The organism is Alkalihalobacillus sp. R86527 (assembly GCF_042466185.1).
GTDB lineage: Bacteria > Bacillota > Bacilli > Bacillales > Guptibacillaceae > Guptibacillus.
Genome location: NZ_JAXHBW010000001.1, coordinates 3,181,343 through 3,204,260 on the forward strand (window position 1 = coordinate 3,181,343; position 22,918 = coordinate 3,204,260).

Consider the following 22,918-nt stretch of genomic DNA (forward strand, 5'->3'; position numbering starts at 1 on the left):
CATGAACAACAGTCAATTCGAAAAAATCAAGAACGGAAAAGGATTTATCGCAGCGCTCGACCAAAGTGGTGGTAGTACACCGAAGGCACTAGCAGAGTATGGCGTACCTGAAGATGCTTATTCCAACGAAGATGAAATGTTCGATCGTGTACACCAAATGCGTACTAGAATCATCACGTCCCCTGCATTTAACGGCGACAAAATTCTAGGTGCAATCCTATTCGAACAAACGATGGATCGCGAAATTGAGGGCAAATTCACAGCTGACTACCTTGCAGACAAAGGCGTCGTTCCTTTTCTAAAAGTCGATAAAGGCCTTGCTGAACAAGAAAACGGCGTACAGCTTATGAAGCCGATCCATGATTTAGATGAGACGCTAAGACGCGCAAACGAAAGAAAAATTTTCGGTACGAAAATGCGTTCCGTTATTCATGAAGCAAATACAAGCGGAATCAAAGCTGTCGTTGACCAGCAGTTCGAAGTCGGTAAACGAATCATCAACTCTAACCTCGTTCCGATCATCGAGCCTGAAGTGAACATTCACAGTGAAGACAAAGCAAAATCCGAAGAGATTTTACGCGATGAAATCATGAAACACTTGAACGATCTACCTGAAAATGAAAACGTGATGCTGAAGCTTTCCATTCCTACAAATGCGAATGCTTATAAAGAGTTGATCGAGCATCCACGCGTTGTACGCGTTGTTGCACTATCTGGCGGTTATTCTAGAGATGAAGCCAACAAGATCTTGAAAGAGAACGACGGTCTTATCGCAAGCTTCTCTAGAGCCTTAGCAGCTGACTTAAATGCAAATCAAACAGATGAAGAATTTAACGCAGCATTGCAAGACGCTGTTGATACAATTTATGATGCATCTGTTAATAAGAAGTAACAGCTAACACAGAAAGGTGCGTACCCTACTTTGGGCACGCACCTTTTTTTATTCTCGAAAAAATGTGTTACAACGCATTCCCCATAACTACGATAAATCCTACGACCACTACTCCTACCCCGTTAATAGCTACACAGAGGACCTTTAGCTGAAAGTGAGTTTTGCGAACGAGGCTTGAGATACTCGCCACAAAAAAGAGAATAAAAGCAATCAGTGAATAAGTAAAGGGATTGTATATCATAGTATAGTAATCAATATTCTGATCCGATAGAAACATAAAGATCCACTCTCTAAATGGATCGACTAATAATGCTACAAAGAATAGTAGCGACACGAACGTTCCGACGTAAGTAGCACCTTCACGAGACCGGTTCATAGGAATCCCTCCTTAAAAAAAGTTGATGCCTATTTTGATTTTGATTTCGATTTATTCGCCTGCAAAAATAATACTCCCGTGGTCAATCCGATAGACAGCCCAATGACAAGACCTATTACCATATCCTCTACAATGGGAACAAAAATAAAATACCCAATGGATAATCCAATGATGTTCCAAAACATAAGCAGCAGCGTCTGATTCATATCCTTGGTCATGATCATTACTCCTTCCCCTCCATGACATGCCGACGTTCTTACTATGTAGTACGTTCCAAATTTCAATAAGTTTCCACTTTTTTCAAAATATAAAGGAGAGCACCTACATTAGAATAGGTGCTCTCCTTTTGCTCTACAGAACGCTTATTGAGACTTTCGTATATTCGTATTCCATGCTAAATCGTTATCCATCATTTTCTTGGCCGCATAAATCAAAATAAACTGAATTACGATAATCGGCAGACCCATTAGACCTGAAACGACTGAAAGGGGAGGTAATCCTCCAATGCGCATCAGGATGAGCGCGAAGGCAGTGATGATCATTGCAATGATGATTCGCAGTGTTCTCGGCGGTTCATTCTTACTCATATCTCTCGTACTCGTATATGCAGCGACGGTATATGTCGTTGAATCGAGCGTAGTCGTTAAGAAGATGAGCGCCACAATTATAAAGATCACGATCGCTATTTCTCCGAACGGGAGCGTTTGGAGAATTTCTGGTATGGCAGCCATTCTTTCGTCTTCCTGAACGAGTTCTAGTACCGAAAGATCTCCAGCAAGATACCTATGGACGCCAAGTCCCCCTAATACTCCTGTCGCAATCCAAGAAATCATCGTTGGCGCTAACAGGTACGTGAGGATCATTTCTTTGATTGTTCTTCCTTTTGAAATCTTTGCAGCAAACACACTATGTAGCATCGCCCATGTGGCACTGTAAGCAAACCAGAACACCGTGTTGCTTTGAATATGAGAAGCCTTTCCTTCATAGACAGACTCTGTGTTTAATGAGAAATCGAGATAGTTTGATAGTAAGAACGCAACGCTATCAGAGAAGTAGTTCAATATGAACACGCCTGGCCCAGCGATAACAATAAACACACCAAAGAGGCCTGCTAAATACATGTTCATCGTACTTAAGCGTTTGATTCCTTTTTCAATTCCTAAGTAGGCGCTTAGCGAAAATAAAAACACCCATACGATTGTAACGATGATCGTCATACCAAACGTTACCTTCATGTCTAGTAAGTTCGATAAATTGTGTGTGATGATTGGCGCACCAAGACCTAGCGTGACAGAAGCACCTGCCAGTATACTAATAAGGAATAGGATATCGAGCGCTCTTCCTCCCCAACCATCTGTGAATCTATCTCCAAAGAGGACGCGGCAAGCTTCAGAAATTCTCATCAATGGCCGCTTTTTCACATGAAGAATGTATCCCATAGCTGGAGCACTCATGACGAAAATAGCGAAAACTTGAAATCCCCATAAGAACATACTGTATGCATTGCCCCATAGGAGAGCTTCCGCTGATCCAACACTTACACCTGCTGGAGGATCGTTCGCAACAGAGGTCCACTGTAACATCCCCGTTCGCATGATCGTAGAGCCTACACCCATCGCGATCAAAATTGAAGCGTATTCAAATAATGTAAAACGAGGTTTCTCCGTTGGATCTCCTAACACAACCTGACCATACTTTGAAAAAGCGAAGTACAAACCTGCTATGACGAGGATGACCCCGTACCATAAATAGCCCCAACTAAAGACGTCCACTATGTAATCAAAAATTGAATTCAGTAAGGTTAATGACTCTGATTCATACATTGCAAAAGGTATGCTGATCGCAACCATAACCAGAACAGATGGTACAAAAATATTGTAATCGATTAACTTATCCGAACGCATTGTATCCCCTCTATCTTTCTATTTCCTATTTTCTCTCAAATCTTCATTACCCGGAAATGGAAAAAACATAACGGGTTAGAAATGGATTTCCCATCCATTACTTACTAAAAAAGGATTGTTGAAGCTGATTTGCGGAGATTTTGATAAAACCAAAAAAAGAGCCTGGAATTCCAGGCTCTCGACTGCTATCTATTAAAAAAGTTTTGTCATAACTCGATATTCACAACAACAAATACGCCAATGGCGTAACGATCACAATCGTTAAAATTGTACGTTCTACCCAGATGACGAGAAGCTTCGGAATACTAACAGGAATGTCTGTAGATAAGATACACGGGATAAGAGCTGAGAAGAATAAAATCGCTGAAATGGACACTGTTCCGATCACAAACTTCGTAATGAGTGGCGCATCTGCTACGAGTAGCGCTGGCAAGAACATTTCAGCAATTTCCATCGCTGAAGCTTTTGCTGCGAGAAGTGGCTCAGGAACTTGCATAATCCATGTGAACGGATAGAAAATATAGCCTAGAATATCGAAAACAGGTGTAAATTCTGCGAGCACCAGTCCAAGCAATCCAACCGATAAAATAGAAGGTAAAATCGCAGCTGTCATGATGAAGCCATCCTTCAAATTCATCCAAATATTTTTCCCGAGTGATGGAGATTTCTCTGCCGCCTCCATCGCCTGGTTCCACGCAGCTTTCACTCTCTTTTCCTTAATAACTTCTTCTGGACTTCCTTCACCATCATAATAGTCTTCGCTTACTTTGTTCAAAGGCCAGATGCGAACCGTAATAGCGGTTACAAGAAATGTGGTGAATAACGTGACCCAGAAGTAACTATTCCACACTTCCATAAGCCCTAGTGTTCGCGCTACGACGATCATGAAAGTAGCAGAGACCGTAGAAAAGCCTGTAGCGATGATGGTTGCTTCTTTAATCGAATACTTGCCTTCTTTGAACACTCGGTTTGTGATCAACAAACCGATCGAATAGCTTCCAACGAATGACGCTACTGCATCAATTGCAGAACGTCCAGGCGTTTTCCAAATTGGTCTCATTACTGGCTGAAGGATGACGCCAATAAACTCTAGTAACCCATAACCAACGAGTAAAGCAAGAAACACCGAACCGATCGGTACGAGCAGGCCAACAGGAATGACAAGTTTCTCGAACAGAAATGGTCCCATTCCAGGACTAAATAGCCAGGCTGGTCCAAAATCAAACATCAGCATGAGTGTAACGAGTACACCTAGAATTTTAAAAAGCGATAACCCAACATTCACACCGTTTTTATTCCATGTATGATTGATGAACGGATAAACCGCTCCAATCACAATCACTAAGAGAGCGTAATACGGAACAACCGTTGGAAACGTTGTTAGGAAGTATGTAACGATATGATCAAGAGGAATAGAAGATTTTCCATCAACAGTGATGGGGATAAAAAAGGTGAAGATTCCAATCAAACTAAAACCAAAGAATTTAACGAGTTTGGATAAAGAAGGTCTTGAAGGTTGAACGTTAATCTCGTGTTTCGCTGTTTCCATCTCGCGCCTCCAATTAATTGATTATTCTGATATCTTAAGGTAGATAAGAGGGAACGTTATCCCTCTACCTTTTACAATAGCCAGTTAAGAACGACAGCATCACGTGAACAGCACTTTTCACCGCCATACCGCCTACATCTTTTCTCGGGTCTAAACACACAATATCCATTGCTTTCACTTTCGGGTGTTCGCCCGCGAGTCGTACCGCGTCGAACAGTTCTTCCGTATACATCCCACCTGGTGTCGCCGCTGGTGCGGCTGGATTATGAGTGATATCAAGAACGTCCATATCGACGGTTAAGTAAATCGTATCGACTTCTTGGTTCAACTCCTCTAACGCTCCTGAAATCACACGTGCGATGCCTTTCTTTCTTGCTTGTTTCATCGTTGTGTAATGGACACCTTGCTCATCCGCATAGTCCTTTAGCTCCTTCGCATTGAAGAAACCATGAAGCCCAATGTTATGAACGTGATTACCCTCGATTGATCCACTTTGGAGTAAGTTCCGAATCGGTGTACCGTTCGCAGGTCCGATGTCTGAAAGGTCCCGTAAATCAAAATGCGTATCGAGCTGTAAAATTCCGATTGTCTCATCAGGATTTGCTCGCTTTAACCCGTTCACAAGCATAGCAGTGATCGAATGATCGCCACCCATCGTTACCTGCATCGTGTGAGGATGATGACGTTTCATAGCCACCATCGCCTCCTCGATGTTTCGATGCGTTTGTGCGATATCCGTTACATGTTGTTTCACATTTCCTAAGTCAATCGCCTTTAACGATGCAAGATCAACATCCTCATCAAGATTATACGTGCCGAACGACTTCCACACTTGTCGCATCGCGTCAGGATTTTCACTCGCTGCAGACGTTGAGATCGACGACTTGGAAAGCGGAACTCCAAGAATCGTCACATCCACATCATTCCAGTCCGGTACAGTCTCGCCAATCGTTTCGATCCATTCATGAACTTTAATGTCACGTGTTTTATCTGTTTGCTTCGTCCAGGTCAAACTCGGACGATCTAACAATGGATATGGATAGGTCATACCAACTGTCCTCCAACAACACGTGGAACGCCCGCTTTTATAACTGTCTCAACATGATTCATCCCGTATTGATACGATAGGAAAAGATAGTTCGGAATATCGAAAATTGTTACATCCGCTTTTTTACCTTTTTCAAGGCTTCCCGCTTCCTCAGCACAGCCAATCGCATGAGCGGCATTGATCGTCGTAGCTGTTATTACCTCTTCAGGCGTCATTCCCATGTTCAAACAGCCGAGGTTCATAATGAACGGGAGCGAGATCGTTGGAGAAGACCCAGGGTTCGCATCCGTCGAGAGCGCAACCGCTACCCCGGAATCGATCATTTTTCTAGCTTGAGCGAATTCCGCCATCAGGAAGAATGCTGTACCAGGAAGCAGCACTCCTACGACACCAGCTTCTGCCATATCCTTGATTCCCTGCTCAGATGCACGGAGCAAGTGATCTGCTGAAATCGCGCCAACAGATGCGGCTAACTCTGCGCCTGCATAAGGTTCAATTTCATCCGCATGGATTTTTGGAATCAATCCATGTTCTTTCCCAGCTTCTAGAATTCGTCTCGATTGTTCAGGTGTAAATACCCCACGCTCACAGAATACATCGTTAAATGTAGCGAGGTTACGCTTTGCCACTTCAGGGATCATCTCGTTAATCACACGATCAACAAACACATCTGGTGTTTCTTTTTCATCCATTGGAATCGCATGAGCACCCATAAATGTTGAAACAAGATCGATCGGATGATCATTTCCTAATTGCTTAGCGACCTCAAGCTGCTTCATTTCATGCTCAAGCGTTAGACCATAGCCACTCTTGGCTTCGATCGTTGTCACACCATGTATCAAGAATTGATCAAGACGCTTTTTAGACTGATAATAAAGCTCCTCATGACTTGCTTCCTGTGTGGAACGGGTTGTCGAATGAATCCCACCGCCCGCTTCCATGATTTCCATGTAGGTCTTTCCTTTTAATCGCATCGCATATTCGTTCTCGCGAGTTCCAGCATGAACGAGATGTGTATGAGGATCGATCAGACCTGGAGCCACCACTTTCCCAGTAGCATCTATATGTTCTTCAGGACTTACGGAATCTCCGTACTTTCCACTTATTTCTTCATCTGAACCCACTTCAACAATTATTCCGTCTTCCATATAAAGAGCACCGTTTTCAATAATTGAGAGCTCAGACATGGCTTCTCTCACTGCTGGTTTAGTTGAATGACCTGCCATCGTAATGAGCTGTGCGGCACCTGTGATCAGTAATTTTTGTGTCATACGCCTCTACCTCCTACTGCTTTTTCATCATTGGAATGTTGATATTTTTTTCTGCGGCTGTCTTTTCAGCTAGTTCATAGCCTGCATCCACGTGACGAGCAACACCCATACCTGGATCTGATGTTAGTACACGCTCAAGACGCGCTTCTGCATCTTTCGTTCCATCTGCTACGATAACCATTCCAGCATGCAGGGAATAGCCCATTCCTACACCACCACCATGGTGAACACTAACCCAGCTTGCTCCGCCAACACTGTTGATCATCGCATTCAGGATCGGCCAGTCCGCAACAGCGTCACTGCCGTCTTTCATCGATTCTGTTTCTCTGTTCGGTGACGCCACTGATCCAGAATCTAGGTGGTCACGACCGATGACGATTGGTGCACTTAACTCGCCGCTCGCTACCATGTCGTTGATAATCTTCCCAAAACGAGCTCGTTCTCCATAACCAAGCCAACAAATCCGGGAAGGAAGTCCCTGAAAGCTGATTTTCTTACGCGCCATCTTAATCCAGTTACAAAGGTGCTCATTGTCACTGAATTCTTTTAGAATTACTTCATCGGTTTTGTAAATATCTTCTGGATCTCCTGAAAGAGCTACCCAGCGGAAAGGTCCTTTTCCTTCACAAAATTGTGGTCGAATATAAGCTGGTACGAATCCAGGAAAATCAAAAGCATTTTCAATTCCTTCATCTTTCGCTACCTGGCGAATATTATTTCCGTAATCAAACGTCACCGCACCTTTCTTCTGCATATCGAGCATTGCCTGAACGTGTGTCGCAATGCTTTTCTTAGAAAGTGCAGTATAGTTCTCAGCATTACTCTTCCGAAGGTCATTTGCTTCATTCAGACTCATCCCTACCGGAACATAGCCATTCAAAGGATCGTGAGCTGACGTCTGATCTGTGAGCACATCGGGAGTAAATCCTTTATCAAGCATCTCAGGTAAAAGTTCTGCTGCGTTTCCTAGCAATCCGATCGAGAGCGCTTCACCTTTACCTTTTGCTTCCTCTGCAAGCTTGATCGCTTCTTCAAGACTTTCAGTCGATGTGTCGAGATAGTTTGTATCAAGTCTACGTTGAATACGATGTTGATCGACCTCGATCGCGATACAAACCCCGCCGTTCAACGTTACTGCTAATGGCTGAGCACCGCCCATACCACCCAGTCCAGCTGTTAAGGTGATCGTTCCTGATAAACTACCGTTAAAGTGCTGCTTTCCAAGCTCGCCAAACGTTTCATACGTCCCCTGGACAATTCCCTGGCTTCCAATATAAATCCAGCTACCAGCTGTCATCTGTCCATACATCATGAGACCCTTTCGATCAAGCTCCTGAAAATGCTCCCAATTTGCCCATGCTGGAACAAGGTTTGAGTTTGCAATCAGCACTTTTGGCGCATCCTTATGAGACTTGAATACCGCGACAGGCTTTCCGGACTGAATCAAAAGCGTTTCATCTTCTTCAAGCTTCTTCAATGAATCAACGATCGCTTCATAACACTCCCAATTACGAGCAGCCTTCCCGATTCCACCATATACAACAAGCTCATCAGGATTCTCCGCTACATCTGGATGTAAGTTATTATTCAACATTCTTAGAGCCGCTTCCTGAATCCAACCCTTTGTATTTAACGTCGATCCCCTATATTGCTCTACCTTATTTGTTTTTGTATCTGACATCGTGTCCACTCCCCTAAGCTCTTTGATACATTTATGCTATCATTCAAAAAGTTCAGAAAACAGATAACTCACTTTCGAAAAAAAGGACTTATTTCAGATACTGATAGGCTATTTATATAAAACGCTTTCTTTTTATAGCATTTATTTTAGTTTATATAATTATATTCGCATACAAAAAAGGCTACGCCATAGAACGCACCCTTAATGTAGCTTCCGATATTCACCAGGCGTTTCGCCTGATCCTTCTTTAAAAACCCGACTAAAGTAATTCGGATTTGTAAATCCAGTGGCATATGCAATGGATTGAATCGTTTCCTTTGTTCCTGTCAGCATCTCCTTCGCCTTTTGGATGCGAACCGAATTCACAACCTCACGAAACGACTGACCATACTTCGTTGATAACGTGTGGCTCAAATAAGATGAATTGCGACTAACATGCGAGGCGACCTCCTTCAATGAGAGCTTTGAATCATGGTAATGCTCTTCAATATAAGCGATCGCTTCTTCAACAACGTTCCCTTTCGCACCGTGTTTCGCTGCACGAATCGCGTGCAGAAGATCATTTATAAAGAGGACGAAATCTTGAACGATCCGATAAAGAACCGGACTGTAAAGAATCGCATCGAAAATCCTCTTATACTTTTCTTCATAATCTGTAATACCCTTTCTTATCATGAATCGACGCACTTGCGCCAGAATACTCGTTAACCTCGTTCGTAGTAAGCCAGGATCTGGATATGGAGGTTCGATAGTATAAAACTGTTCGTACAACCATGTTTTGATATCGTTCGAGCGACCTTCATCTAGCATGTACACCCAATCACGCTGCTCCGTCAACGTTAGAAAAGGATCCATATCTCGCCATTCGCTGTAAGCTTCTGACTTTAGCACTTGTTGATATCCGGTGAAGAAAGTTGTCTCCATCACTTTCCTTAGCTTTTTGTACATGCCGTGTAAGGACTCTTCTCCTTTCCCGCTATCGACAGCAATGACAACCGGCTTCCCCGTCGCTCGTTCCCATTCCTCTAGAAAACGCTGTGCCTGTGCGGTCGGATCAGGCATTTGTTCCTCGAAGATAAGAGCGATCCGATCACTTGTAGAGAAAACAAGAGGCTTATGATAAAAATCAAACTGCTCGATGAACGTACGCAACTCACTCAAGTCGCCGCTCGCCTCCGTTTTGAGTAAATAGACAGGATAATGATAGGAAATGTGCTCATCAATAAAAAGTGATTCATACCATACCGAGTGTTTGGATTCCTCGTCAGTACCACTTCTCCCTTTGTATGATAGCTTTCTGAACGATAGCTGAAGCGAATTTTTCACTCTAGAAGGGGACAACGGCTTTACCCAAAGATCGACCGCACCAACCTCGATCGCCTGCGTCGCCTTTTCAAACGTCGGTTCAGCCGTAACAGCAATCACTTCCCCCACATACCGATCGATGAACTTTTTCACCATTGGCCATTTTTCATCAGGGATTATATCTAGTTCAAGACAGAGCAAATCTGGTAACTCATTCTCGAGGATTCCAAACATTTCTGATAGTTGATCTGCAAGCCCAACACTTAAAATGGGAAATGAATATTTGGAGATCAACCACTCTAAACCAGCAAGCTCCTGTTTATCACGATCGACAATCAACACTTTGTACAGACCCCTTCACCTCCGTTCGGCACTTATTCTCTCCATATTTTACTATAAACCGCTTTCATAATGTAGAAGATGTATTTATGCACTAGCACGTTCTTCTTTGTTATCAGTAACCTCTAACCCTTTATAATGCTTTGTGAATGGAAATACGACACTTACCACAATGAGCAAGAAACCTGCAATGACGACTGTAGGAATTCCGCCAACTAACGTGCCGATCCAGCCTCCAATAAGCAAGCCTCCTAGAAAACTAGCGTGCAGAATCGCACTGATAATACCGGCTACTCTTCCAAGAATTGTTTCCGAAACAGATTGCATGTACAAGCTATTCAAAGGGACATTGATAAACGGATTCGATAGTCCTACTAGACTCATCCAGACATAGATAGGGGTAAATGAAAAAGCATCGTACAACAAGTTAACAGGCAAAATTGCGATACAAATCAATCCAGAAAATCCAATCGCAACTAAAATAAGACGGTTAGATTTCACTCGTTTCATGATGAATGGAATGAGCAACGCGCCTAGTACACCACACACACCTTCCGTGGATTCTAATAGTCCAAAATGGAGCTCCTTTATTTCAAACACATTCAAGATAATGTGATAGATATTGGCACCGACAACACTCATGACAAAGGCCGATACGACTAACAACCAAGTAAATCCTTTCAAAAATCCATTGTTCTTCATCTCAGACACACCTTCTTTTAATGAATCGATGTATCTTTTATCCGATGCCTCTCTCTCTCGCTTTTCTCGTTTTATACCAATCATCCCGATGAGCAAAGCTGAAATAAGAAAAGTAGAGGCATCAAGAACAAAAATTAACGAGATGTGGTTCAACAAAAGGAACGCACCACCGATTGACGGAGCGATGATCTGCATAGTCATAAAAGTGGACTGTGATAACCCAACAGCTTGAGGAATGTTTTCCTTCTCGATAAGCTGCGGAATCGTCGCAGTTTTTGCTGGCTCAAAGAATACGGTTCCGATACCTTGTAGAAAAATCAACATCAACAGCCCTATCAAAGAATCATGCGCAGGAATCATGAGGAGTAAAATGATGAGCCGATAAAGATCAGCGATGACCATAATGTTTTTTCTAGCATAATTATCAATGATCGGACCTACAAAAACGCCAAATAACAAACTTGGTATGTACCTCGCCATCAGCACAAAGCTGAAAACAAGCGCGTTGTCAGAAAGCTGTGAAACGAGGAAAATAACGACGATATGTGTAATGCCGTCTCCAAGTTCTGAGACCACTTGTGCTACCCACAGTTTCAAGTACGCGGGGTTTTTCAATAAACCGATCATATGAACAATCCCTTCCATTAAAAATAATTTTAACGTTAGAAATAATTAAACAATAAATGGATTTTCTTGTAAAGACCAAGAAAATGACGTTAAGAAGATAAACGGTGGTATATCAAGTGTTCACACCGTTAAAATTTTTTTGATCGAAAAAGATTTTTTTGGTAGAATACTGATAGAGGTGATCAACATGGTCAATAGTATAGAAGTAGCAAAAGCTCTCTTCGATCCAAAGCTGAATAGCATGATCAAAAGCGTTGAGAACAAGTCCAAAACCGTGAAAGAAATGGCTGCCGAAATAAACGAAAAACCATCTCGACTCTATTATCCAATACAGAAATTAGTGAAATTAGACTTGTTAAAAGTAGAACGTGAAGAGAAGATTGGAAACTTAATCGAAAAGTATTATTCGTCCAAACACCTTTCTCAAGAAAACATGAGCATGGAAGGAACCTTCGCAAGAGAAAACAAAGAGTTCCTGCTCACGCAAGTGATGAATTCCATTCAACGAGGAATTGAAGTATTACGCGAAGATCTAGAAGCTGATCCTTCTCTCGATCATTCGAGCGCGACGTTTCGAGAAGTGACTGCTTCCTTGACTCTTGAGGAGTGGAATGAACTAAATCAAGAGATCATTGAACTGATTAAAAAACGTCAGAGCGCCTCCCCACATGCGAAACGATATAACTTTAGTCTTCTTTCTTATAATACTGAGAAGGAAGAATGAAGTGGTTATTCCGAAGTGCTGTATGAGGGCTTCTTTATCTAATTAGCAGTTGCTAACTTTGGGTTTCGCCGATATATCACGGTTTTCGCTGATATAATTTCATTTTCGCCGATAAAAACGAAAAATCGCTGATATAGTTATATTTTTCGCCGATATCCGGAGGAATTCCGCTGATATCCACCTAAATCGTTAATACAAAAGGTGCTGCCCAGGTAGGACAGCACCTTTTTCAATTCAATTCCATGTTTTCTCTAGCAACTTCTCCGTCATTTCAATACTTTTCTTCGTCCAAGGTGGGATTTCAGTAGATTCTTGAATCTCCTCAAAGCTCATCCACTTAATCTCTGCTATTTCATCCTCGCTTTTTATGTACGGTCTTCCAGCAAAATTCGTGCTTAGAAACACAAGATCGAGCACTTGAACATCCTCTACGCTAAACGTTGTACTATGAACATACTTTAGTTCACCATTAAGATCGATTCCGATTTCCTCTGAAACTTCTCTTTTGATATTCTCCTCCAACACACTTAGCGAGCTGTCATCGAAATCAACCTTACCGCCGACTAAGGAGTATAATCCTCCAGCATGTTCTTCTTTTTCACTTCTTCTAATAATAAGATAGTTGCCTTCATGATAGATGGCTGCTTCAACGTTCACGATAAAAAAGTTAGACATAGCCTGCTCCTTTCTGCTATAAAATTAGCATTCTCTTTTTCACAATCATTTCCTATCAATAATATCAAACTACTACATTCACCCACTCACTCGGCGCTCATCTTCTACCTTCATCGATTCTTTCTTCTCCTGAATCCTCTTATCTACCTTAAGAAACAGCAGTAACCCAACACCACCAAAAAGACAGTATTTGACGCCCATCATCCAAGCTGGCACAAACCCACCGATAATAATATCGACCGCAGCGACCAGCATCGCGATGTAGAACACCATCTGATGAATAGCAAGATAAGAGCTTCTCGCGTGGTCTGGTGCTAAGTCCCCTAGCATCGCCTGTCGAACTGGGATGTACATGAGCTCTCCAATTGTGACGATCACCATGACTGCAATCAACACCCACGGAAGTTGAAACATCGTAAAGAGTGCATATCCGGCTGTATAGAGCGAGAGCCCGACAAAGAGCACCGCTTTGTTGCTCCACCGCTTCACGAGCCATGTGATCAAACCAGCTGCGAATACCACTAAGAAAGTATTCTCAGAGCGTAATATCCCTAACATGAGTACGCCATCGACATCGATGTCCCACTCCCTGAAGGAAATAAGAGACTGAGAGGTTATTTCTTCAGCAAAATGAATCGCCAAGAAATTTGTAAGCTGTTCTTCTAGCGAAAGAACGAGAATGCCAGCGAATAGAAACATCATGAAAACACGATCACGAAAAACGACTTTATAGCTTTTCCAAATCGAATCTTTTTCTTTGTTAGTTGTGTCTGATTTAGGTGTGTTGATGATGTAGGATTCTGTGATGAAGAGTTGTGTGATTACGGCTGAGAGGAATGAAACGATCGCAATCACAAGGAATAGCTGAAACAAGTATTCGTAGAAGAAGATCGCACCGATAATACCTGCGATACCTGAAGACATATTTCCGATCCAATAAAGGAGTGTAAATACATACCGGCGGTTTTCTGAATTTGTAACATCGAGTACCATCGCTTGTGAAACCGGCCCGAGCACACCTCCGAAAAACATTGAGAAAATGAACACAGCATACGTGAGATAAGGTGCGTCTAGCCACGGAGAATTTAAGAACGCAATAATGAAAAACGCAATGCCCGTACCAAGTTCAGAGCCGACCATCAATTGTTTTCTTCCGATACGATCGGAGAAAAAACCCCCGATCATTCCACCCGCTACGCCGATGAAGACAAGGCTAACGAGCATAAATCCTGTAACGGTCTGACCTACTTTCTGTGCAAAGTAGACTGTCAAAAACGGCATGACCATCATCGTAGCAAACGTCGTAAAAAACTGGGTGACGATTCGAATTTTAATATTGTAATGAAGCTCTTTAAACGCCAAGCCTCTTCACCTCCTCACTGTTTTGGACCAAAGAGCAATAGCGCATGTTGGATATACATATCCCAACGACTTCTCTCTTCATAACTATCGATTCGTGTTAAGCGAACCCCGTTAATAAATGCAAGATACGTATCCGCAACATCATCTGGGTTCAATTCAATGAGTTGCCCCATTTCTTGACCTTTCACAATAAGAGGTCGTAACGCGTCTCTTAGCTCCAACGAAAACTGATCTAGTTCGAGGAACAGATCATGAAAGCGATCTGGCTGTCCGATTACGTACTGAATCATTCGCGAATAGGTCGCCTGCTGAGCAAAGAATCGAAAATGAGTGGAGATAAGCTCTTTTAGTTGTGCCACCGGTTCTTCTGTCGGCTCTGGTGATACCAACATCACTCGTTTAACCCCTTCTAAAGGCTCAATCACCGCAGCTTTAAACAGTTCATCTTTGTTTTCGAAATATGTAAAAACCGTTCCAAAGCTAACCCCTGCTTCTTTCGCAATATCTTTGATCGTTGCCTTCGAATAACCGTTCTGAGAAAACATTTGAATCGCTGCTTCAAGAATTCGTGCTCGCTTCTCTTCCGATTTTGGTAAAGCCATAAAATCCCCCTCAACACTTAAATTTCTCTGCCACTTTTAATTGATTGATTAATCAATCATTATTATAGCGAAGCTTCTTCATAATGTAAACAATTTACATGGATTGATTTTACTTTTTTATTTACGGTTCTATTCATCTACACTAATCTCGATGTTACCCAGCCCCCTAGATACACACGAAAGCATCTTACTTTTCTTCTCTTCTTTCGTTAAAAATGAATCGCTGTGAAGAACCTCACCTTCACAAAGAGTAACTTCGCATGATCCACATATCCCCATTCTGCAGGCATAAGAAATAGAATAACCTTCGTTTCGTAGCCTCTGTAATAAGCTTTCATTTTCTTTTACAATGAATTGATCGCTCCCATTAACCATCACACGAAAAGGCTTAGGATCTTCAATCTTACCTGCAGGTCTAAACCGCTCTTCATGTACCACACGGTGTGGATAATGAAGCTCCTTCGTTGTATCTACTAACATCTCCATAAACGGTTGGGGACCACACATATACACATGTGTACCAACGGTCCTATTCCGTAACGCATCTTTTAGCTTCCTCCTCTTCTCGTTACGAGACTCAAAGTAAAAAGTCGTTATATCTGAGTACTTATTCATAACTTCCTCATAAAACGGACAGGTTTCCACGTTTGACGCTGCATAGTGAAGCTCAAACGTTTTTCCCAATGTGGATAAATAAGACATCATCGACAAAAACGGTGTAATACCGATACCTCCAGCAAAGAAAACATGGTGCTGCGCCTCTAACCGAATCGGAAAATAGTTATCAGGACCAGAAGCCACAACGGCATCCCCAATTTGAAGCCCATGCAAATAGGTTGAGCCGCCATGGTGGTTCTTTAGATTTTTAACAGCGATGGTATATTCTCTACCAAGGTCTAATGGGTTCGTAATAAGTGAATATTGCCTGTCTCCCATCGGTAAATGAAGCGTGAGATGAGCTCCAGCTCCGAATGGAGGGAGATTGCCATTCAGAGAAGTCAGCGTGAACTTCTTACTATCAGCAGTCACTTGTTCGATATGGGTTATCGTTAGTCGATAGCGATCAGTCATCTCTTTCTTCACCCTTTTCAATTGTGAAAATTGGATACGCTAAATAAGCGCGATGATAGGCTGAATAATGATCCGAAACCTCTAGCTTTTGACAGCAGTTTTCACAGACAAACCTTTCTTCAAGCACTCCATTAATTGCATGGCACTGTGAACAGAAGACGCTACAATTTTCTACTAAACTTGTACACATGTGTATAAGTTCTCGTGAAAAACCTTCCGAAATTGCTTTTCGTTCTACCATCAACGACCAGTCCACAGCGCCGTAAATCAGCAATTCACTACCTAATGGACGATGCGTTATCGCGTCATCGATTCTCGCTTCTCCATCCTTACGTTCGATTACCTTTAACTCACAAAGCGCGCCTTCTCTACGTAACTCGTAAAGCTTTTCTTCAGCCAGCTCAGTATAGGCTCGTTCAACAATGATTAAGACGTATCTCTTCATAGCTGGACCTTTCTCTTACTAGATTCCTTTTCAAGATAGTGAAGAAGTTGATCTTTATAAAGGTAAATTCCTTTATATTCCGCTATTTCATCAGCGAGCGTCTTGATATTCGTATAAAAAGTCTTAAACCAACTCTCATCTTTCACTAATTCTTCCACTGGTAAAAGGTGCGTATGAATAGAAAACAGAATATCGTTTGTTTGAGGTAATCGGTATAATCGCTGGATTTCCACACGCACATTCACCAATTCTCCTACATTCTCTTCCGTCACTGCATAACGAAGCTTGCCCCACTCCGAATACGTCTCAAGGGGAGTATCCAATTTGTCGGAGATCGTGATTGACCAGTTCTTTCTCTCCCATGATGAATGGGGCCGAATCTTTCTAATGAACCTTTCTACCTTTTCAATAAAGCCACTATCCGTAATCCCTGGTACTGGTGTGTGAATCGCTTTAAATTCCATTCCGAGCACGAACGTTAACGACCAGTTTGAAGGAAAACAGAGCTGTCCAGCTTCTAAGAATAGTCCATCATGGCGATCGCCCATGATAATCAGATCTTCCTGAACATGTCGCCCTACTAAATCGAGAGGCTCTAATTCAATTGAAGATGAATCTCTATAGGAGAATACTTCAACTTCCCGAAGCAAATGGTTCGTAAATTCATACGCATTCCCTCGCTGTTCAAGAGTGAAATGCTTTGGTTCGTATGTTGATAGCTCTTTAAAGACACGCATGAGAACTTCCCATTGCGCTTCAAGAGAAAGAGGCAACGACCGATAACAACGGTCATGATTGTTCTGTAGCAATTTTCTTTTTAATGTTACCTCTTCTGTGTAACGACTCGAAACAGTAACTGTTCTTGGGGGATCTAGTCGTGCAGAATGATTAGAATAAGCATAGCTGTCATTCCTAAAAGGAAATGGGAATTCTTTTGAACGCTTGCTCATGAAAACCACCTACCATAAATGATGTTAGTCATACTCTTCCATATCACTGGCGTGTATTCCTTTTGAAATCAATCAACCTTCTTTTTGGTGTTCGCTGATAAAAGTACCGTTTTCGCTGATATAATCAAAATAGCGCTGATAAATCGTAGTTTCCGCCGATAAACCAAAAATAGCGCTGATATCACCCCTAATACGCACTCTCCCTCCATAAAAAAAGATCAGCTACTAGAAGTAGCTGACCTTTCATTCACTAGATGAACTTACGCAGGGAATCCTAGAATCGCTTTCTTCTCTAGGTATTCCTCAATACCATAGTCTCCCCACTCTCTGCCGATACCGGATTGTTTATAACCTCCGAATGGCGCAGAAGGATCTAGTCCTGCTTTATTCACAGTAATACGTCCGGCACGAATACTAGACGCAACTTTTCTTAGCGTTTCTTTATCTTCACCAACGACATAGCCAGCTAGGCCATAGACCGTTTCGTTTGCGATTTCAATCGCTTCATCAAGCGTTTCATACGTGATGATCGACATCACTGGACCGAAGATTTCTTCCTGAGCGATCACCATATCATTCTTCACATCCGTAAAGACAGTTGGTTTCGCATAGAATCCTTTGTCGAGACCTTCTGGCTTACCAGTACCACCAGCAATCAAGTTTGCACCTTCGTCAATTCCTTTTTGAATGTACGATTGTACTGTATCCCATTGCTTATTTGATACGAGTGGTCCGATGTAGTTCTCTCCTTGAGGATCACCTACAGGGAACTTCGGCAACGCGTTAATCACTTCTTTTTCAAACGTTTCCTTCATGGAAGATGGGACAAGAATTCTTGTTGCTGCGGAGCAAACCTGTCCGGTATTCGTTGCGATGTGACTAACTGCGATTTTCGCTGCCTTCTTAACGTCCGCATCGTCAAGCACGATAAGTGGCGATTTACCACCAAGCTCAAGTGCAACATTCTTAATCGTTTCTGAAGCATTCTTCATTACTTTCTCTCCGACTGCTGCAGAACCAGTGAAGGAAACAAAGTCAATATCCGGGTGAGAACTGATACCATTACCAATCGTTTCACCATCACCGTTAACTAGGTTAAATGCGCCTTTTGGAACACCAACCTTATCAAAGATTTCAGTTAGTATAATTGCTGCAAATGGCGTAATTTCAGCAGGCTTTAAGATCACTGGGCTTCCTGCAGCGAACGCACTTGCTATTTTCGTAGATGTTTGGTTCGTCGGGAAGTTCCATGGTGTGATCAGCCCACTAACACCTACCGATTCTTTCAGAACGGTATGATCGCCACGGTCTTCTCTAAAGGAAAAGTCTTTTAGAACTTTCGCTGCTTCAGAAAAGTGGTTGTAGCCCATATTATAGTGAACGTTTTCTGAAATCTTACGCGGGGAGCCGAGTTCCTCCGTGATCACATCGATAATTTCATCTTTGCGATTCGCATATTCCTCTGCAATCTTCTCAAGCATTTCGATTCGTTCTTCTCTACTTGTTTGTGAGAAAGAAGGAAATGCTGCACGTGCAGCAGCTACTGCTTTATCTAAGTCTTCCTTTGTTCCTAAACTAATTTTCCCGATAACTTCTTCTGTTGCAGGGTTAATCACCTCATGTGTTTCTGAACCAGTTGATTCAACCCATTCTCCGTTAATGTAATGTTTTAATTGGTTACGCATAATGAAAAAAACTCCTTTTGTTAATCAGATTTGATAATCGGTCATTTTCCATTTATTTGTTTTTCGAGTACATCATGACTGTTACCGTTCTAATCAACTTTAAAACATACTGATGTTCTGGAGCTCTTTTCTTTGCTTCTCTCCTTGCCTAACTTTACAATGATGAATAGGAAAACTTTGAGAGGATGGTGTGCAATGGGACAAACGATCGAAGGAAAAACAGCAATCATCACAGGTGCCGGTAGCGGCATCGGGCGCGCAACTGCTCTTCAACTTGCTAAAGAAGGCGTTAATGTTGGGTTGATCGCTCGAACAGAAAGCAAGCTCGAGAAAGTAGCGAGTGAAGCTGCAGAATACGGGGTTAAGGCTGTCATTGCGCCAGCAGATATTTCAAATGCTGAAGAAGTAGAGTATGCGGTCAAAAAGTTGCATGACGAACTTGGCTTTACGGATATCTTGATCAATAACGCTGGTATCGGAGTCTACGGTTCATTCTTAGAACTTGATCCAGAGGAATGGAAGCGCACGATCGAAGTGAATCTATACGGAACGTATCACGTCACCCGCGCCGTTTTACCACAGATGATTGAAAAAGATTCAGGAGATATCATCAACATCTCTTCAAGTAGCGGGTTGAAAGGAACAGCTGGATCTACTGCTTATAGTGCATCGAAGTTTGCAATTCAAGGAATGACAGAAGCACTCATGCAGGAAGTCAGACGAAACAACATTCGAGTAAATACATTAAACCCAAGTCTAGTAGCAACTGAGCTAGTGTTTGGTGACGACCTCGAAGAACAAGACAAAGAAAAGTACATGCAGCCAGAAGACCTTGCTGAGTACATGGTCAGCCAACTGAAACTGCACCCTCGTATCTTTATTAAACAATCTCTCCAATGGGCTACAAATCCATTTTAAAACGATTAGGAACCTTCTTATACAAGGAGGTTCCTCTTTCATTTGACCTTTCGTCAGCCCTCAAACGAACAAAATGTTCCCCAACCGTTCAAAAAATAACTGCAACGCTTAATAGCAACATATGTTATCTTTATATAGATGCAAAACACGCAGGAGGAAGAGCGTACATGTTTGATAATGAACTCGATGTTGATATGGATCAGGTTGTCACATTTCTAAAAAAATATGGCGGCCATCACTTATCACACCTGATTTTATTACAGGATAAGCAGATTTTCTGGGCTCAGGAAAACAAAGTCCTAATCGCTTATAGACGAACAGGAAGCAAATTGATCGTGTTAGGGGATCCAATTGGTGAGGAAACAAGGCTAAAGGATGCAATCGATGAATTTTGTGAATACGGCGGTGAACTCGGATTGACGCCGATCTTTTACCAGATGTCGCCACGATACATGCAACATTACCTTGAGCATGGATACCGATTTACAAAGATCGGTGAAGAAGCGATCGTGAACTTGCAGGACCTCACGTTTGCTGGTAAGCAGTGGGCGAAACTTCGTACGAGATGCAATAAATTTAATCGAAACGAATTTACATTTACCGTGATGCAGCCTCCTTATTCGACTATGCTTCTTCAAGAGGTAGCAAAGGTCTCACAGTCATGGCTTGGTTCTCAAAAGGAAAAAGGCTTTTCTGTCGTTTCGTTCAGCGAAGACTATGTTTCATCCTTCCCCATCGCTTTATTGAAGGATCCTGAAGGTCGAATTATCGCTTTTGCCACCATCGCCACTTCCAGTACCAAAAGCACCTGCATCGATTTGATGAGAAAGTGTGCAACTAGTCCACATGGAACGATGGATGTATTGTTTATCCACATCTTCAAGTGGCTACAAGAACAGCAGTATGAGAAGTGTAGCCTCGGCATGGCACCACTCTCAAACGTTGGAAGCCATAAAGATTCGCCGATGTGTGAACGCCTCATGCACCAGGCTTACCATCATGGAAACAATCTCTATAACTTCAAAGGACTCAGGGAATTTAAAGGCAAATTCACAGATTCATGGGAACCCAAATACATTGGTCACAAAAAGTCGTTTGTCCCGCTATTACTAGTGCAACTTATCACTCTTATAAATAGCCCACCCGTTAAAAGAACAAGAGCCTTTGCCCGTATTAAAGATCTACTTCAAAATACAGGCTAATAGAATCATACTGAAATAAGTTAAGGAGACGGGATTCCCTGTCTCCTTTTCTTTTACACTTTTATCGCTTCGATCAATCGTTTGTCCTTACTACTTTTTTTAGTTAGTGTTCAGGGTACGTTTCACGTAAGAAATGAATCGATTCGTGGATGAGTTCTTTTAATACTTCGCTATCGATGTCGTCCACTTTGTTGATGTAAACACAAGATTTCCCAGAGGTATGCTTCCCAAGTCGCTCAAGAAGTTCAACTCTTTTTGGTTCGCCTGTTGCAAAATAAAGACTGATCTTTGCTTTTCGTGGAGAGAAGCCAACAAGCATCATGTCTCCTTCATGACCCGTTTTGTATTTATAATGATAGGAGCCAAATCCAATGATGCTCTCTCCCCACATCTTTGCATCATAACCCGTTGCTTCAGCAAAAATATCCAGCAGTCGATAGGCATCTTCACGCTTCTTCTTGCTCTCAACATTTTCGATAAATTCGATGACACTTTTATCATTCTCTGTTGTTTTGAGCTCGTAACCCACTGCAATCTCTCCCTTATCATTTATGAATACATACGATCTGTTTTATTCAGGAGCATCTTTTCTTTCTCTCGATCGAGCCCTGCTTTCCAGTCGAGCGAAGGATCTCTTGTTTTCAACCAAGCTTGCGTATCTATGACGGTTTCTTCTATCGGACGAAACGATAGTCCTTGAGAGATGGCTCGATCCACATTGACCTCAGCTGCTGCGTTATTAGATTCAGGAAGCCATAATGGCAAATCACTCCAAGGCGTCACACCCTGGCTGATCAAAAATTCCTCATCTAACCAGTGAAGGAGAGCTTTACTACCACTCACACGCATACAAGTATCAAGCAATTCCCCCATCGTGATATGACGTTCAGGACCTGTTACATTATAAACACCAGTAACCTTCTTTTCTGTCATTTCTACGATACATTTTGCGAGATCGCGTACATCGATAAATTGAACCGGGCGCTGTGGTTTCCCTGGGGCAAGTACATCACCCCCGTCGTTTAATCGTTGTACCCAATAGCTGAAGCGATCAGAATAATCATGAGGGCCCACGACTAAACCAGGCCGTATACGCAACACTCTACCAGGCATATGCTTTTCAGCTTCTTTTTCAGCAAGTGCCTTTAATGCTCCGTAATGTTCGTTAGGTCCGTTACCTTCGGAAGTTACTCGCTCAGCTTCTTCTTCAGAAATCATATGAACAGGTGAATCCTCTGTACAAGGCTGTTCCCCAAACTCTTTATAAACAGAAATTGTCGATATAAATGTATAGTGATCGACGACTTTTGCTAATTTTGATGTTGACTTGGAGACGGTTCTTGGAAAATAACCGCTCGTATCGATCACCGCATCGAACGTTCGCCCTTCCAATGCTGAAAGATCGCCATCTCGATCGCCAATTAATGTTTCGACTTCAGGAAAAGCGTGATTTCCTCGATTAAAATGAGTAACTTCATGTCCAGTATTTAAAGCTTGTTCAGTTACATACCTACCAATGAACCGCGTACCACCCAGGATTAGAAGTTTCATTTGTACGCCTCCCTTTTTTATTTAAAGTCAGACATCCTA

At 42.3% G+C, this 22,918-nt stretch carries 22 protein-coding genes; 4 read left to right on the plus strand and 18 right to left on the minus strand.

The window, feature by feature from the left end:
• Position 1 precedes the first annotated feature (1 nt).
• Positions 2 to 892: a fructose bisphosphate aldolase gene (locus SJY16_RS16640; protein WP_377890913.1), complete on the plus strand. Its 891-nt coding sequence runs from the start codon at positions 2 to 4 to the stop codon at positions 890 to 892.
• Positions 893 to 959: 67 nt separating this feature from the next.
• On the opposite strand, the gene SJY16_RS16645 is transcribed toward SJY16_RS16640, so the two are convergent.
• The 9 genes from SJY16_RS16645 to SJY16_RS16685 all read right to left on the minus strand — a co-directional run bounded on the left by SJY16_RS16645 (position 960) and on the right by SJY16_RS16685 (position 11,694).
• Positions 960 to 1,268: a hypothetical protein gene (locus tag SJY16_RS16645; RefSeq protein ID WP_377890915.1), complete on the minus strand. Its 309-nt coding sequence runs from the start codon at positions 1,266 to 1,268 to the stop codon at positions 960 to 962.
• 29 nt (positions 1,269 to 1,297) lie between these two features.
• Positions 1,298 to 1,486, minus strand: a complete 189-nt coding sequence (locus tag SJY16_RS16650; RefSeq protein ID WP_377890917.1) for a hypothetical protein — start codon at positions 1,484 to 1,486, stop codon at positions 1,298 to 1,300.
• 144 nt (positions 1,487 to 1,630) lie between these two features.
• A complete protein-coding gene (locus tag SJY16_RS16655) occupies positions 1,631 to 3,172 on the minus strand; it encodes a BCCT family transporter (protein WP_377890918.1) in 1,542 nt (513 codons plus the stop codon).
• 220 nt (positions 3,173 to 3,392) lie between these two features.
• The gene (locus tag SJY16_RS16660) at positions 3,393 to 4,721 is read right to left on the minus strand and encodes a YjiH family protein (protein WP_377890919.1); all 1,329 of its coding nucleotides are present in this window, start codon (positions 4,719 to 4,721) and stop codon (positions 3,393 to 3,395) included.
• A 64-nt stretch (positions 4,722 to 4,785) separates the two neighbouring features.
• Positions 4,786 to 5,769 (minus strand): agmatinase family protein, encoded by a 984-nt coding sequence (locus SJY16_RS16665; RefSeq protein WP_377890921.1) that lies wholly within the window; start codon positions 5,767 to 5,769, stop codon positions 4,786 to 4,788.
• Positions 5,766 to 7,040: an imidazolonepropionase gene (hutI, locus tag SJY16_RS16670; protein WP_377890923.1), complete on the minus strand. Its 1,275-nt coding sequence runs from the start codon at positions 7,038 to 7,040 to the stop codon at positions 5,766 to 5,768. Before hutI ends, SJY16_RS16665 begins: the two co-directional genes overlap by 4 nt.
• Before the next feature lie 13 nt (positions 7,041 to 7,053).
• Complete coding sequence (gene hutU, locus SJY16_RS16675) at positions 7,054 to 8,721, minus strand: urocanate hydratase (RefSeq protein ID WP_377890925.1); 1,668 nt, start codon at positions 8,719 to 8,721, stop codon at positions 7,054 to 7,056.
• Between the two features lie 201 nt (positions 8,722 to 8,922).
• Positions 8,923 to 10,368 carry a helix-turn-helix domain-containing protein gene (locus SJY16_RS16680; protein ID WP_377890927.1) on the minus strand — a complete coding sequence of 482 codons (1,446 nt, stop codon included), beginning with the start codon at positions 10,366 to 10,368 and terminating at the stop codon, positions 8,923 to 8,925.
• A gap of 84 nt (positions 10,369 to 10,452) precedes the next feature.
• Complete coding sequence (locus tag SJY16_RS16685) at positions 10,453 to 11,694, minus strand: MFS transporter (RefSeq protein ID WP_377890929.1); 1,242 nt, start codon at positions 11,692 to 11,694, stop codon at positions 10,453 to 10,455.
• A 187-nt stretch (positions 11,695 to 11,881) separates the two neighbouring features.
• Between SJY16_RS16685 and SJY16_RS16690 the strand changes: the two genes are divergently transcribed.
• Positions 11,882 to 12,418, plus strand: coding sequence for an ArsR family transcriptional regulator (locus SJY16_RS16690; RefSeq protein ID WP_377890931.1), 537 nt, complete (start codon positions 11,882 to 11,884; stop codon positions 12,416 to 12,418).
• Between the two features lie 234 nt (positions 12,419 to 12,652).
• On the opposite strand, the gene SJY16_RS16695 is transcribed toward SJY16_RS16690, so the two are convergent.
• The 7 genes from SJY16_RS16695 to SJY16_RS16725 all read right to left on the minus strand — a co-directional run bounded on the left by SJY16_RS16695 (position 12,653) and on the right by SJY16_RS16725 (position 19,208).
• Positions 12,653 to 13,093 (minus strand): NUDIX hydrolase, encoded by a 441-nt coding sequence (locus tag SJY16_RS16695; protein ID WP_377890933.1) that lies wholly within the window; start codon positions 13,091 to 13,093, stop codon positions 12,653 to 12,655.
• Between the two features lie 78 nt (positions 13,094 to 13,171).
• Positions 13,172 to 14,455 carry an MDR family MFS transporter gene (locus tag SJY16_RS16700; RefSeq protein ID WP_377890935.1) on the minus strand — a complete coding sequence of 428 codons (1,284 nt, stop codon included), beginning with the start codon at positions 14,453 to 14,455 and terminating at the stop codon, positions 13,172 to 13,174.
• A 14-nt stretch (positions 14,456 to 14,469) separates the two neighbouring features.
• Entirely contained in the window at positions 14,470 to 15,057 is a 588-nt protein-coding gene (locus SJY16_RS16705; protein ID WP_377890937.1) for a TetR/AcrR family transcriptional regulator, read from the minus strand.
• Positions 15,058 to 15,186: 129 nt separating this feature from the next.
• Entirely contained in the window at positions 15,187 to 16,128 is a 942-nt protein-coding gene (locus SJY16_RS16710) for a PDR/VanB family oxidoreductase (protein WP_377890939.1), read from the minus strand.
• Positions 16,121 to 16,573: a hypothetical protein gene (locus SJY16_RS16715; RefSeq protein WP_377890941.1), complete on the minus strand. Its 453-nt coding sequence runs from the start codon at positions 16,571 to 16,573 to the stop codon at positions 16,121 to 16,123. Before SJY16_RS16715 ends, SJY16_RS16710 begins: the two co-directional genes overlap by 8 nt.
• On the minus strand, positions 16,570 to 17,523 hold the full coding sequence (locus SJY16_RS16720) for a heme-dependent oxidative N-demethylase family protein (RefSeq protein WP_377890943.1): 954 nt from the start codon (positions 17,521 to 17,523) through the stop codon (positions 16,570 to 16,572). Before SJY16_RS16720 ends, SJY16_RS16715 begins: the two co-directional genes overlap by 4 nt.
• Positions 17,524 to 17,783: 260 nt before the next feature.
• On the minus strand, positions 17,784 to 19,208 hold the full coding sequence (locus tag SJY16_RS16725; protein ID WP_377890945.1) for an aldehyde dehydrogenase family protein: 1,425 nt from the start codon (positions 19,206 to 19,208) through the stop codon (positions 17,784 to 17,786).
• Positions 19,209 to 19,403: 195 nt separating this feature from the next.
• Between SJY16_RS16725 and SJY16_RS16730 the strand changes: the two genes are divergently transcribed.
• Together SJY16_RS16730 and SJY16_RS16735 are read left to right on the plus strand one after the other, a co-directional pair.
• Positions 19,404 to 20,126: a 3-ketoacyl-ACP reductase gene (locus tag SJY16_RS16730; protein ID WP_377890947.1), complete on the plus strand. Its 723-nt coding sequence runs from the start codon at positions 19,404 to 19,406 to the stop codon at positions 20,124 to 20,126.
• A 167-nt stretch (positions 20,127 to 20,293) separates the two neighbouring features.
• Positions 20,294 to 21,328 carry a phosphatidylglycerol lysyltransferase domain-containing protein gene (locus tag SJY16_RS16735; RefSeq protein ID WP_377890948.1) on the plus strand — a complete coding sequence of 345 codons (1,035 nt, stop codon included), beginning with the start codon at positions 20,294 to 20,296 and terminating at the stop codon, positions 21,326 to 21,328.
• 103 nt (positions 21,329 to 21,431) lie between these two features.
• Here SJY16_RS16735 and SJY16_RS16740 read toward each other — a convergent pair whose 3' ends face one another.
• Complete coding sequence (locus SJY16_RS16740) at positions 21,432 to 21,857, minus strand: DUF1801 domain-containing protein (RefSeq protein ID WP_377890950.1); 426 nt, start codon at positions 21,855 to 21,857, stop codon at positions 21,432 to 21,434.
• Between the two features lie 20 nt (positions 21,858 to 21,877).
• Positions 21,878 to 22,879, minus strand: a complete 1,002-nt coding sequence (locus SJY16_RS16745) for an NAD-dependent epimerase/dehydratase family protein (RefSeq protein WP_377890952.1) — start codon at positions 22,877 to 22,879, stop codon at positions 21,878 to 21,880.
• Between the last annotated feature and the right edge of the window lie 39 nt (positions 22,880 to 22,918).